Annotated in this window: 13 protein-coding genes; 10 read left to right on the forward strand and 3 right to left on the reverse strand. The window is 63.2% G+C overall.

All coding sequences use genetic code 11. The features are described 5' to 3' along the window. Positions 1-164: 164 nt before the first annotated feature. A complete protein-coding gene (htpX, locus tag K5658_RS11525; RefSeq protein WP_221063279.1) occupies positions 165-1058 on the reverse strand; it encodes a protease HtpX in 894 nt (297 codons plus the stop codon). A gap of 159 nt (positions 1059-1217) precedes the next feature. Between htpX and K5658_RS11530 the strand changes: the two genes are divergently transcribed. Genes K5658_RS11530 through radA form a run of 3 tightly spaced genes read left to right on the forward strand, consistent with a single transcriptional unit; the run spans position 1218 to position 4452 of the window. Continuing rightward, a complete protein-coding gene (locus tag K5658_RS11530; protein ID WP_221063280.1) occupies positions 1218-2324 on the forward strand; it encodes a PQQ-dependent sugar dehydrogenase in 1107 nt (368 codons plus the stop codon). 14 nt (positions 2325-2338) lie between these two features. Continuing rightward, positions 2339-3082 (forward strand): class I SAM-dependent methyltransferase, encoded by a 744-nt coding sequence (locus K5658_RS11535; protein WP_221063281.1) that lies wholly within the window; start codon positions 2339-2341, stop codon positions 3080-3082. Positions 3083-3105: 23 nt separating this feature from the next. Then, positions 3106-4452, forward strand: a complete 1347-nt coding sequence (gene radA, locus K5658_RS11540; protein WP_221066971.1) for a DNA repair protein RadA — start codon at positions 3106-3108, stop codon at positions 4450-4452. 92 nt (positions 4453-4544) lie between these two features. On the opposite strand, the gene K5658_RS11545 is transcribed toward radA, so the two are convergent. Both K5658_RS11545 and K5658_RS11550 read right to left on the reverse strand, forming a co-directional pair. After that, positions 4545-4922: a PilZ domain-containing protein gene (locus K5658_RS11545; protein ID WP_221063282.1), complete on the reverse strand. Its 378-nt coding sequence runs from the start codon at positions 4920-4922 to the stop codon at positions 4545-4547. Positions 4923-4937: 15 nt separating this feature from the next. Continuing rightward, complete coding sequence (locus K5658_RS11550; RefSeq protein ID WP_221063283.1) at positions 4938-5546, reverse strand: FHA domain-containing protein; 609 nt, start codon at positions 5544-5546, stop codon at positions 4938-4940. Positions 5547-6059: 513 nt separating this feature from the next. Here K5658_RS11550 and K5658_RS11555 point away from each other — a divergent pair. The 7 genes from K5658_RS11555 (at position 6060) to fliI (ending at position 13313) form a co-directional block, all read left to right on the forward strand. After that, positions 6060-7454: a sigma-54 interaction domain-containing protein gene (locus K5658_RS11555; RefSeq protein WP_221063284.1), complete on the forward strand. Its 1395-nt coding sequence runs from the start codon at positions 6060-6062 to the stop codon at positions 7452-7454. A 296-nt stretch (positions 7455-7750) separates the two neighbouring features. Continuing rightward, complete coding sequence (gene fliE, locus K5658_RS11560; protein WP_221063285.1) at positions 7751-8068, forward strand: flagellar hook-basal body complex protein FliE; 318 nt, start codon at positions 7751-7753, stop codon at positions 8066-8068. 9 nt (positions 8069-8077) lie between these two features. After that, a complete protein-coding gene (gene fliF, locus K5658_RS11565; protein ID WP_221063286.1) occupies positions 8078-9907 on the forward strand; it encodes a flagellar basal-body MS-ring/collar protein FliF in 1830 nt (609 codons plus the stop codon). Between the two features lie 24 nt (positions 9908-9931). Continuing rightward, the gene (locus K5658_RS11570; RefSeq protein ID WP_085213759.1) at positions 9932-10123 is read left to right on the forward strand and encodes a hypothetical protein; all 192 of its coding nucleotides are present in this window, start codon (positions 9932-9934) and stop codon (positions 10121-10123) included. Positions 10124-10133: 10 nt separating this feature from the next. Continuing rightward, the gene (gene fliG, locus K5658_RS11575) at positions 10134-11144 is read left to right on the forward strand and encodes a flagellar motor switch protein FliG (protein WP_221063287.1); all 1011 of its coding nucleotides are present in this window, start codon (positions 10134-10136) and stop codon (positions 11142-11144) included. After that, positions 11131-11964 carry a flagellar assembly protein FliH gene (locus tag K5658_RS11580; RefSeq protein WP_221063288.1) on the forward strand — a complete coding sequence of 278 codons (834 nt, stop codon included), beginning with the start codon at positions 11131-11133 and terminating at the stop codon, positions 11962-11964. Before fliG ends, K5658_RS11580 begins: the two co-directional genes overlap by 14 nt. After that, positions 11961-13313: a flagellar protein export ATPase FliI gene (gene fliI / locus K5658_RS11585; protein WP_221063289.1), complete on the forward strand. Its 1353-nt coding sequence runs from the start codon at positions 11961-11963 to the stop codon at positions 13311-13313. The genes K5658_RS11580 and fliI overlap by 4 nt, the downstream gene beginning before the upstream one ends. The last annotated feature ends 41 nt before the right edge of the window (positions 13314-13354 follow it).

Raw genomic sequence — 13354 nt, forward strand, 5'->3', positions numbered from 1 at the left:
GGCGGAACTTACTATAGCACCGGGCAAGGGGCTTGTCTTAACCCCAGGCGGCGGTATTTGGGGTGGTTAAAGGTGTCGGTGTGATACCGTTCGCGGCATTATCCCGTGGGCGGTATTGGCCGAAAATGGGGGGCCGGGCTGGCTGCCGCGCCCGGCCCCAGGCATCAGCGCAGGTCGCGCAGGGCGGCGATGCGCTCCTCCAGCGGCGGATGGCTCATGAACAGCTTCTGGAAGCCCTCCGCGAGGCCGCCGTTGATGCCGAAGGCGGCGAGCTGGCCCGGCAATTCCTCGTGGTCATGGCTACGGCGCAGGGCTTCGAGGGCCGCGATCATCTTGCCGCGTCCGGTCAAACCGGCGGCCCCGGCATCGGCGCGGAATTCACGCCAGCGCGAGAACCACATCACGATCATGGTCGCCAGGATGGAGAGCAGCACCTGTGCCACCATCTGGGTGATGTAGTAGGCCGGGCCGTAGCCGCCGCGGTCGTCGTCGCCGGAGCGGAACAGGGTGCGGTCCACCACATGGCCGATCAGGGTCGCGAAGAAATAGACGAAGGTGTTCACCACCCCTTGCAGCAAGCCCATGGTCACCATATCGCCGTTGGCGACATGGCTGATTTCATGGCCCAGCACCGCTTCCACCGCGTCGGCGTCCATGGCGTGCAACAGCCCGGTGCTGACGGCGACCAGGGAGCTGTGCTTGCTCATGCCGGTGGCGAAGGCGTTGGGTTCGGGGGAGTCGAAGATGCCGACCTCCGGCATCCCGATCCGGGCCTGCTGGGCGAGGCGGGCGACGGTTTCCACCAGCCATTGCTCGGTGGAATTGGAAGGCCGTTCGATGACATAGACCCCCATGGATTGCTTGGCCATCCATTTCGACATCAGCAGTGAAATGAACGAGCCGCTCATGCCGATGATGGCCGACATGAGCAGCAATTGGTCGAGGTTGAGATGGACGCCCTGGCGGCCCAGGTATTGGCCCAGCCCGAGGACGTGGAAGATGACGCTGACCAGTAGCAGCACGGCGGCGTTGGTCAGCAGGAATAAGAAGATGCGCATGGTGTCGATTACCTGTCTGTGTGGCGGTGATACCATATTTGGAGGCTCGGGCTTAAAAATCAAGTTGTTTGGGTCGATAAGCGCCGTTCCATGCCGTCTTTTCGCCACGCCGATCCGGCGGGCAGGAAGCCCAATCCCTCCAAATCACGAGGAGTCGCCATGAATATCCGATTCAAGCACCTAGGCTGTTTGCTTGCTTTTGCCGGTGCGGGGGCCGTCCAGGCCGAGGTCGGCCTGGGAGCGATGAGCGTGCCGCCCGGATTCCACATCGCGCTATACACCGACCAGGTGCCCAGCGCCCGGGCCTTGGCCTTGGGGGACGATGGCACCGTGTATGTCGGCAGCCTGGACGCGGGCAAGGTCTACGCCGTGCGCGACGACAACCACGATGGCAAGGCCGACCGGGTCTATACCCTGGCTTCCGGCCTGCATATGCCGAACGGGGTGGCTAGCCTGGACGGGGATTTGTACGTGGCCGAGGTGTCCCGCATCGGCAAGCTCAAGGATATCGGCCATCATCTGGCCGATCCGCCGCCGCTGGAAACGGTCTACGACGGCTATCCCAAGGATGTCCACCATGGTTGGAAATATCTCAGGGTCGGGCCGGACCGCAAGCTGTACGTGCCGGTGGGTGCGCCCTGCAATATCTGCAATCCCTCCCAGGACATCTACGCCAGCCTGACCCGGCTCGATCCCGACGGCAAGAACCTGGAAATCTACGCCAAGGGCATCCGCAACACGGTCGGTTTCGACTGGCATCCCGAAACCCACGAACTGTGGTTCACCGACAATGGCCGCGATTGGCTGGGCAACGACGCCCCGCCCGACGAACTCGATACCGCGCCCAAGGCCGGGATGCATTTCGGCTATCCTTTCTGCCACGGCAAGGATGTCGCCGATCCCGAGTTCGGCAAATTCAAAGCCTGTGCCCAGACCACGCCGCCCGCCTGGAATTTCCCGGCCCATGTCGCCCCTTTGGGGATGCGCTTCTATACCGGCACCCAATTCCCCGCCGAATATCGGGGCCAACTCTTCGTCGCCCAGCATGGTTCCTGGAACCGCTCCACGCCCCAGGGTTATCGGGTGGTGCTGGTGCGCTTCCAGGATGGCAAGCCGGTGGAGGAAAAACCCTTCGCCGAGGGGTGGCTCCAGGCCGATGGCCAGGTGGCGGGCCGCCCCGTCGATATCTTGACGCTGCCGGACGGGGCCTTGCTGGTGTCGGACGACAAGCGCGGCGCGATCTACCGCATTTCCTATCAACCCTAATAATGAGATATCCCATGAGCCAAACCCACTGCGCCGCCGAACTATTGTTCGATGGTCCCATCGCCGAGGAATACAACCTGCTGCACCGGATCGCCCCGGAGATACCCGACATGAGCCGCCGGGTGGGCGAATTCGTCGGGGCTTGGGCCGCGCCCGCCGCCGGGAACCTGGAACTGCTGGAACTCGGCACCGGCACCGGCGTGACCACCGCGTATTTGCTGCATCACCGCCCGGATGCGCGTATCACCAGCCTCGACAACGGTCCCGCCATGCTGGAACAGGCTGGCCGCCATCTGGCCGGGGCCGTGGCGGAGGGCCGGTTGCGCCTGGTCGAGAGCGATGCCTTGTCCTACCTCGCCCAATGGCCGACCGCCAGCCTGGACCTCGTGGCCAGCGCCTATACCGTACACAATTTCCTGCAAGGCTACCGGGGCCGGGTGTTCGAAGAAATCCACCGCGTATTGAAGCCGGGCGGCGTGTTCGTCAACGGCGACCGCTACGCCCTCGACGACAGCCTGCAACACCTGCGGCGGACCCAGGACGAGGTGCGCGGTTATTTCCGGGAATTCCTGGCCATGGACCGGCCCGATTTGCTGGAACAATGGGTGTTGCATTTGTTCAGCGACGAATCCCAGGACCACATCATGCGCTTGGAACCGGCCCTGGCGCGGATGGCGGAGGCTGGATTCCAGCCCGTGACCTGCCATTACCGGGAAGGGGTCAATGCCTTGGTCGGCGGGGTGAAGCCTTGGCCGTGAAACCGCCCAAGGACGGCCGCAAAATCGTCTACCGCTGCACCGATTGCGGCCATGCCCAGAATAAATGGGCCGGCCAATGTCCCGGCTGCGGCGCTTGGAACTCCCTGGTCGAAGGCGTCGAGGACCGCGCCGCGAGGTTCGCCGGTTTCGCCGGGGCGGCGGGGGAGGGGGCCGCGCCGGTGTCCCTGGCCGAGGTCGAGGCCGAGGAAATCCGCCGCGTGCCCTGTGGCCTGGAAGAATTCGACCGGGTCTTGGGTGGCGGGCTGGTGCCGGGGTCGGCCATCCTGATCGGCGGCGATCCCGGCATCGGCAAATCCACCTTGCTGTTGCAGACCGTGGCCGCGCTGGGTGGCGACCACAAGGTGCTTTACGTCACCGGCGAGGAATCCATCCGTCAGGTGAGCCTCAGGGCGCGGCGGCTGCAACTCGGCGGCGCGGCGGCGGTGCGGATCGTCGCCGAAACCCGCCTAGAGCAAATCTTGGCGGTGGCGCAGGCGGAACAGCCGGAATTCCTGGTGGTGGATTCCATCCAGACCGCCTACAGCGAATTGCTGCAATCCGCCCCCGGTTCGGTGGCCCAGGTGCGGGAGTGCGCCGCCCGGCTGGTGCGCTACGCCAAGGAAACCCAGACCACGGTGTTCCTGGTCGGCCATGTGACCAAGGAGGGCGCGCTGGCCGGTCCCAGGGTGTTGGAACATATGGTCGATACCGTGCTGTATTTCGAGGGCGACGACAGCAGCCGGTTCCGGGTGATCCGCGCCTTCAAGAACCGTTTCGGCGCGGTCAACGAAATGGGCGTGTTCGCCATGACCGAAACCGGCCTGCGCGAGGTCCGCAATCCCTCGGCCATCTTCCTGTCCCGTGGCGACGAGGACGCGCCCGGCAGCGTGGTGATGGTGATGCGCGAGGGCAGCCGCCCGATGCTGGTCGAGGTCCAGGCCTTGGTGGACGAATCCCATCTGCCCAGCCCGCGCCGGGTCGCGGTGGGCATGGAGGGCAACCGGCTGGCGATGCTGCTGGCGATCCTGCATCGCCATGGCGGGGTGCCGCTGTTCAACCAGGATGTGTTCGTCAATCTGGTGGGCGGCCTGCGCCTGGGCGAGACCGCCGGGGATTTGGCAGTGGCTTTGGCGGTGGTGTCGAGCTACCGCGATAAGCAGGTGCCGCGCGATTGGGTGGTGTTCGGCGAACTCGGCCTGAATGGCGAGGTCCGCCCGGTGCAGAACGGCGAGGAACGCCTGAAGGAAGCCGCCAAACATGGGTTCAAGCACGCCCTGGCCCCGGCCAAGAACGCGCCCAGGTCGCTGGCCGTTCCCGGCTTGGAGGTCGTTCCCGTGAAGAGCCTCCGCGAAGCTATTGCCGTATTATGATAACAGTACCATAAAGCGCGGAGCGTACAGCGACGGCGTTTTTTTGTTTTTCCATCCACGGGCTACATACAGCCTATGGACGGTAAGCCCAGCTAGACCGGACCCTGGGCGGCCAAGGCTTCGAGGTCGCGGTCCAGCAGCTCGGGATCGCCCAGGTTCAATTCCACCAAGCGCCTGAGCGTGGAAATACTGTCGAGGTCGATATGCTCGCACTCGAAGCCCGCCCGCCGCTCCCGCCGATGGATCAATATCCCCCGCATGGCGATCCGCACATCGTCGCTCAAGTGGATTTCGATAGGGTAGGGGGCACCGATGGCGAGCGCCACCGCCGGGTCGATCTCCAGCAGGCAACCCCTGAGCGAAAGGTCCAAAGTCCGCGCCGCCAGGGACGAATCTTCCAGGGCGATAAGCGCCGGAGCGTCGTGGGCGATGCGATGGAAATGGCGGTGTTCTGGATTGGTGGCGGGCATGGTGGTGGTTCCGGGTTATTTCTGGAAAAACAGCAACAGGGAACTATTGATCCTGACGATGTCGTTGTTCTGGAGCAAGACTTCTTCGCCGACCTGTAGGGAATTGCCGTTGACGGTCAACAGCACCTCGCCATCCTTGGGGCTGATGGTATAGCCATTGTCCCCCTTGTTGACGACCACGAGGCCGGTCGGGCCTTTGCCGATCTGGGTCAGCGTTTGCTTCAACGGGATCACCATCCCGATCTTCTTCCCGTTCATCACCTGGAAACTGCCCTCGAAAGCCCGGAACACATTGGTGGGACCGGGTTCGGGCGGCGGCGTCGTCCGTGGTGCCGGGGGCCGTTGGCTGAAGTAGAGGTCGTGCTTGCCGAGCAGGATATGGTCGCCATCGTCCAGCCGTTCCCGCGAGACGGCCCGTCCGTTCAGGTAGACCGGGAACTCCGTCTGCAACTGCTGGATGACGTAGCCCTCCTGGGTGAATTTCACCGTCGCGTGGAAATCGGCCAGGGCCAGGCTGTCGATATGCACCGCGTTCGAGGGATTCCGGCCTATGCTGATCTCGTCCCGTTCCAACTCGATGGACTGCAGGGGGATGCCTTTGAAAGTGACGGTCAGTTTGGACATGGATCGAGGCGTGGAAATATGGGAGGGCCGGGCTGGGTTCGGGGCGTGGGGTTGCATGGAGTTCCGTTCCGTTGTGGGGGTGTTGCGAGCGGTGTCTCCTCGTGACATCCCTAAATTATAGCCGCTTTGCCTGCCGGTCTAGCCATGGATATCGACATTCTCCGGCTTTCCGCCGGGGATGGTGTGTCCCCCGATGGGCGCGTTCCGGCGGCGGATTTTGATACGGCTGAAGCTGCCTTTGGGAGGCGGGCCGGAGCCGCCTGGGAAATCCTGCTGCTAAGTTGACGACAAATTTTTGACGATTAAACTTCTGAGGCATGGCTTAGAAAGAAACACCCGGCATGGCTGTTTCCGCTAACGATCCGACCTCGTCCCAAGCCGGTGCGCCATCCCCGAGAGCGATGGCCACGCCCTATCGGCGACCCGATGGCGGAGGGCCACGGCTATCATGAATAACAAATCAGGCCCGGATCGGTCCGACCGAATCCGTCCCATCGATGGAGTTTTAGAACGATGCGTCCACGCCGTGTCCTATTGATCCAATCCAGTGTCGAACCCTGCGCCGAGCTTCAGGCCGTGCTGAACTTCGTCGAATGCGAGGTCGCGAACTGCGCCCCGGCGCAACTGGGCCGGGAGGCCCCGCAGGAAATCGAAGCGGTGTTCGTATTCCTGGACGAGGATACGGAAACGGTGTTGGCGCGGGTCGTGGAGCGCTACCGGCAAGTGCCCTTGGTGCTGGTGCTGGACCGCCATAAACCCAAGGCCATGCCGCCCGGCCTCGAAAGCCGGGCCGCCGCCGTATTGGCCTGGCCCACCAACCATCGTGGTTTGAGCGAGTGCCTGGAGCGGCTCGGGCAGCCAGGGCCGGCCCGCAATTCCGAGCTGTTCCGCAGCCTCACCGGCAACAGCCCGCCCATCCTACGTACCCGCAAGCTGATCCAGCAGGCCGCGCCGTCCGACGCCACGGTCCTGATCCTCGGCGAGTCCGGCACCGGCAAGGAAGTCATTGCGCGGAACCTCCATTATTATTCCGCCCGCCGCAACAAGCCCTTCGTGCCGGTCAATTGCGGCGCGATCCCCGGCGAATTGCTGGAGAGCGAATTGTTCGGCCACGAGAAGGGCGCGTTCACCGGGGCTTTGAGCGCCCGGCAAGGCCGTTTCGAGCTGGCCGAGGGCGGCACCTTGTTCCTGGACGAGATCGGCGACATGCCCCTGGCCATGCAGGTCAAACTGCTCCGGGTCTTGCAGGAACGCACCTTCGAGCGGGTCGGCAGCAACAAGACCCTCCCGTGCGATGTCCGGGTCGTCGCCGCCACCCACCGCAACCTGGAGGATGAAATCCGCCTCAACCGCTTCCGGGAAGACCTTTACTACCGGCTGGATGTGTTCCCTATCGCGGTGCCCCCCCTGCGCGAGCGCTTGGAGGATATCCCGCTCCTGGTGGACGATCTGACCGCCCGCCTCCGGGCCGAGCGGCGCGGCGATATCCGCCTGTCCCCCGCCGCCCTGCGGGCCTTGCGGCGCTATCACTGGCCCGGCAACGTGCGCGAACTGGCGAACCTGGTCGAACGGCTGGCCATCCTGTATCCCAACCAAATGGTGGAGACCACCGACCTGCCGGAGCGGATATTGGAACATTTGCAACCCGACGACGCGGAGGAAGGGCAGGGGGAGCATGGCGGTTTCGCCGACTCCAAGGAAGCGCTGTCCCTGGCCCGTCTGCCCGAGAACGGCCTGGATTTGAAGGAACATCTCAACCAACTCGAATGCGAACTCATCAAGCAGGCCCTGGAAGAATGCGATGGGGTGGTGGCCCATGCCGCCAATTTGCTGCGGATGCGGCGGACCACCTTGGTCGAGAAGCTGCGTAAATACGGATTGCGCGGCGAAGAATCCCCCGTGGCTTGAGTCGGCGCGGCTTACGCCCTACGCCACTCATTGACTAACTTATTTACGATAACAGTATCATTATTCCTATCTCGGTTTGCCAGCGGAAATGCCTGGACACACAACACTGGCCCTGTCCCGCGTAATCTCCCCTTCGATCCCATGCCGGAATTCCGTCGCCATGATGGCCCGCCATCAAAACCAATGCTTTCATATAGTTGTTTGATAACAGTACCAAAATAATAAAAATCAAAAAAACAAAAACTTAGAAGAACATGGCTCCAAATATGCTTAACAAGAAAAAACGAGCGGAAGCCATGAACACCACCGAAATCAACACCGTCCTCAACCAAATCCACAGCCTGCGCGATCAAATGCAGCAGGGCACCCGCATCCATTCGGAAACCCCTTCGGTCGATTTCGGCCAATTGCTCAAACAATCCGTGGATAAGGTCAACGACACCCAACTCTACGCCGATAAATTGGCGCAAGACTTCGAAAGCGGCGAACCCGGCCTGAACTTGGCGGAAGTCATGATCGCCGCGCAGAAGGCGGGCGTCTCATTCCAAGCCACGGTGCAGGTGAGGAACAAACTAGTCGATGCCTACAAAGAAATCATGAACATGCCCATGTAATCCGCCACCATGGAACTCAGCCCCAGCGACAGCAAAGAATTGGTTCCCGGCGAAGCGTCTCCGCCACCGCTGCCACCCGCCGAGCAGAAATACGAGAACCTGCCGCCCTTGATCCGGGGCTGGATGCTGATACCGCGCAACCGCCAAATCGGCTTGGCCGCTATCCTGGCCCTGACCGTGGCGGTCATCATCGCCATGCTGCTCTGGGCCAAGGAACCCCAATACGCGATGCTGTTCGGCGAAATGCCAGAGAAAGAAGCGGGCGAAGTAATCGCGGCCCTGGAAAAACTCAAAGTCGAGCATTACATCGACCCCGACAACGGCAGCATCCGAGTTCCGGCGGACAAGGTCCATGAACTCAGGCTCAAACTCGCCAGCATGGGTTTCCCCAAGGAAAACGGCACCGGCTTCGAGATACTGGACAAGGAAAACGGCTTCGGGGTCAGCCAATTGGTGGAAGGTGCCCGTTACCAACGGGCCTTGGAAGGCGAGATCGCCCGTTCCATCATGACCATCAAGGGCGTGAAGGCCGCGCGGGTGCATTTGGCCCTACCCAAGGAGTCGGTGTTCGTGCGCCAGCCCAAGCAACCCAGCGCCTCGGTGGTGCTGGACATGCAACCCAACCATACGCTGGAACCGCTCCAGGTCGATGCCATCGCCCGCTTGGTGGCGTCCAGCATCCCGCAACTCCAGCCCGAACAGGTCAGCGTGGTGGACCAGCGCGGCCATCTGTTGTTGGGGACAGCGGAAGAAAACGAGAACAACCTCACCCTCAAGCAATTCGATTTCAAACGGCAGATCGAAGAACACCTGATCGAGCGGGTCGAAAACATCCTCAGCCCCGTGATGGGCAGCGACGGCATGAGGACCCAGGTTTCGGCGGATGTGGATTTCACCGTCACCGAACGCACCCAGGAAGTCTACAACCCCGACCAGCCCGCCCTCCGCAGCGAACAAAACCGCGAGGAACAAAGCCGGGGCGCGGGACCACAAGGCGTGCCCGGTGCCCTGTCGAACCAACCGCCCCCCGCCGGCGTGGCCCCGGAAGTTACCAATGCCAACCAGCCCGGACAACCGGGCGGGCAGGGCGGTCAAACCGCAGGCCAACAAGCCGGCCCGACCACCACCAACAAGAGCGCCACCCGCAATTACGAATTGGACAAGACCATCAGCCATTCCAAACTCGGCACCGGCGTGGTGCGCCGGGTCACGGCGGCGGTGGTGGTGGACAACAAGCGAGTCTTGCAAGCCGATGGCACCATCACCACCCAAGCCTATAGCGACGAGGAACTCGGGCGCTTCACCAACCTGGTCAAGGAAGCCGTCGGCTACGACGCCGCCCGCGGCGACCGGGTGACCGTCACCCACGCGGCTTTCCGCCCCGAGGAAGCCGCGCCGCCGGTACCGCTCTGGGAGCAACCGTGGTTCATTCCACTGCTCAAATACGCCGCCCTCGCTTTGGTGCTATTGCTGCTAATCTTCGGGGTGATACGACCCATCATCAGGGGCTTGACCGGGGAAGCGCAACGGCAGAAGGAAGCGGAAGAAGCCGCGAAGGCCGCCGCCGAGGCCGAGGCCGAAGCTGCGGCGGCGGCCGCCGCCGCAGCCGCCGAAACCCTGGCGCTTACCGAAGGCGGTGAAGCCCGGGAAGGCGTCCTGACCGGGCCGGAAGGCGAGCCGTCGGAAGAGGAAACCGAGGCCATCGAAGAGGATGAATTGCTCATGCTCGAAGCGCCCCAAAGCCACGAGAAACGGATAGAGTTCGTGCAACGGGCCATCGACCAGGACTCCAAGCGGGTCGCCCAAGTCATCAAGAACTGGATGGGTTCCACCAGCTAACCCCGAACCACAGGACGCAGCACCATGGCCGAAGCGCTAGACACCCCTACCACCAAAAACACCCGGCAAGCCGACCCGTCGCTCCCCGCCGTGCTGAAACCCGCCGCCCAAAGCTACGAAAAGCGTATGGCGCTGGTGCAACAGGCCATCGACCAGGATGCCAAGCGGGCCGCCCTGGTCGTCAAGAACTGGCTGGGTTCCAACCCCAAACCCTAGGACCACTCCCATGGCCGAAGCGCTAGACACCCTCAAAATGGACGGCACCCAACAAGCCGCCCTGCTATTCCTCACAGTGGGCCAGGACCGCGCCGCCGAGGTGCTGAAACACATGACCCCGAAAGAGGTCCAGCAGATCGGCGCGGCCATGGCGGAAATGCGCAATATCACCCTGGACATGATCGACGGGGTATTGCGCCGCTTCATCGAGGAAATCCGTAACCAAACCGCCCTGGGCGTCAACTCGGAAGATTACATCCGCAACATGCTGACCCAGGCGCTGGGCGCGGACAAGGCGGCCAACATCATCGACCGCATCCTGCTGGGCCGCAACAGCAAAGGCTTGGAACAGCTGAAATGGATGGACCCCCGCGCCATCGCCGACCTGATCCGCCTCGAACACCCGCAGATCATCGCCATCATCCTCTCGCTGCTGGATAGCGACCAAGCGGCGGAAACCCTGGCCCACCTCCCCGAACGCAGCCGCTCCGATGTCATCATGCGGGTGGCGACCCTGCAAGGCGTGCATCCGGCGGCGCTGAAAGAGTTGGACGACATCATGGAAAAACAACTGAGCGGCAATACCAACGTCAAATCTTCGACGATAGGCGGCATCGAGGCGGCGGCCAATATCCTCAACTTCAGCGACAGCAATATCGAAGTCTCCATCATGGAGCAGATCGCCGAGGCCAATCCCGACCTCAGCCAGAAAATCCAGGACAAGATGTTCGTGTTCGACGATTTGGTGAGCATCGACGACCGCGGCATCCAAACCCTGCTGCGCGAAGTCTCCACCGACGCCCTGCTCCTGGCCCTGCGCGGTGCCGACGACGGACTCAAGGAAAAAGTCTTCAACAACATGTCGCGGCGGGCGGCGGAAATGCTGCGCGACGATCTCGAAGCCGCGCCGCCCGCCCGCCTCAGCGATGTCGAGGCGTCCCAGAAAGATATCCTCGCCATCGCCCGCCGCTTGGCCGAAGCCGGCGAAATCTCCTTAGGTGGCGGCGATGACCTCATCTAAATCCAGCAGGCTGAAGCCTTTCACCCGCGAGGAATTGGAAGCGCTCTCGCCCTGGCAATTGCCGGTCATGGACGCGCCGGAGCCGGAGCCGGAACCCGAACCCGAAGAAGAACCGGTCGAACTGCCGAAAATGCCCACCGCCGAGGAAATCGAGGCCATCCAACGGCAGGCCCACGACGAAGCGGCGGCGCTGGGCCGCCAAGAAGGCTATGAGCAGGGCTATGAATGCGGTCACCGGGAAGGACGGGAACAAGGCTATAACGAAGGCCGCGACGCGGGACACAAACAAGGCCACGGCGAAGGCTGGCAACAAGGCCGCGAGGAAGGTTGGAAGCGGGGCCACGACGAAGGCTGGCAGCAAGGCCACGCGGAAGGCCAGAAGGTCATGTTGGAGGTGGCGGCCCGCTTCGAACCCTTGATCGATTGCCTGGACGAGCCCTTGGCCCTGATGGACGAGCAGGTCGAGCAAGAATTGGTGACGCTCGCCATCGCCCTCGCCAAGCAATTGATCCGGCGCGAACTCAAGACCGATCCGGGCCAGGTCGTCGCCGTGGCGCGGGAAGCTTTGTCGGCGCTGCCGGCTTCGGCGCGGCGGGTACATCTGCACCTGCATCCCGAAGATGCCGAATTGGTCCGCCATGCCCTGGCCCTCCGGGATTCCGGCCCGCGCTGGAAAATCGTCGAAGACCCCTTGACGACCCGCGGCGGTTGCCGTGTCCTGACCGAGACCTCGCATATCGACGCCACCCTGGAAAAACGCCTGATGGCCGTCATCGCCCAGGTGCTGGGCGGCGAGCGGGAAGGGGATAGCGTGCTATGAACAACGGTTTGAACCCCCAACGACATACCGGACGCTGGGCCAACCTCTTGGCGACCCACCGCGCCCGCCTCGCCGAGCCCCCCGCCCTGGTGGTCGAGGGCAAACTGAACCGTATGGTCGGCCTGACCCTGGAAGCCGTGGGTTGCCGGGCGGCGGTCGGTGCCCGCTGTATCGTCAAGACCCCACAGGGCCGGGAAATGGAAGCCGAAGTGGTGGGCTTCTCCGGGGAGCGGCTGTTCCTCATGCCCATCGGCGATATCCACGGGCTGGAACCGGATTGCCGGGTGATTCCCCTGGAACGCGGCTCGACGGTGCCGGTGGGCTTCGGCCTGTTGGGCCGGGTGGTCGATGGCTCGGGCAATCCCCTGGACGGCAAAGGCCCGGTCGAAACCGAAGCCCACGTCCCCCTGACCGGATTGGCCATCAACCCCCTGGCCCGGCAACCGATCCGCGAACCCCTGGACGTGGGCGTCAGGGCCATCAATGCCATGCTCAGTGTCGGGCGCGGCCAGCGCCTGGGGCTGTTCGCCGGTACCGGCGTGGGCAAGAGCATCCTGTTGGGGATGATGACCAAATACACCACCGCCGATGTGGTCGTGGTCGGCTTGATCGGCGAACGTGGCCGCGAGGTGAACGAGTTCGTCCAGAAAATCTTGGGCGAAGAGGGCTTGACCCGCGCGGCGGTGGTGGCGGTCCCCGCCGATTATCCGCCGCTGATGCGGTTGCACGGTGCCTTGCTGGCGACCAGCATCGCCGAATTCTTCCGGGCCAAGGGTTTGAACGTCCTGCTGCTGATGGATTCCCTGACCCGCTACGCCCAGGCCCAGCGGGAAATCGCCCTCGCCATCGACGAACCGCCCGCCACCAAGGGCTATCCGCCCTCGGTATTCGCCAAGCTGCCGCAATTGGTGGAACGGGCGGGCAATGGCGACCGGGGCGCGGGGTCCATCACGGCGTTCTACACCGTACTGGCCGAGGGCGACGACACCAACGACCCCATCGCCGATGCGGCGCGGGGCATCCTCGACGGCCACATCGTCCTATCCCGCGCCCTGGCCGATGCCGGTCATTATCCCGCCATCGATATCGAAGCCTCGGTGAGCCGCGTCATGCAGGACATCGCCGAACCGCGCCATCTGAACCTGGCACGGCGTTTGAAACGGCTGTATTCGACCTTCCAGCAGAACCGCGACCTCATCAGCGTCGGTGCCTACCGCCAAGGTGCCGACCCGCGCATCGACGAGGCTATCGCCTTGAATCCCAAGATCGTGGCCTTCCTACAGCAAGGCATCGAGGAAGCGGTGGATTTCCGGCGCAGCCTGGACGAATTGGAAACCTTGCTCGGCTGAGAAAACGGGCGCACCGGCACAAGGACGCGGACCGCAACGCA

This window comes from Methylomagnum ishizawai (assembly GCF_019670005.1).
Taxonomy (GTDB): Bacteria; Pseudomonadota; Gammaproteobacteria; order Methylococcales; family Methylococcaceae; genus Methylomagnum; species Methylomagnum ishizawai.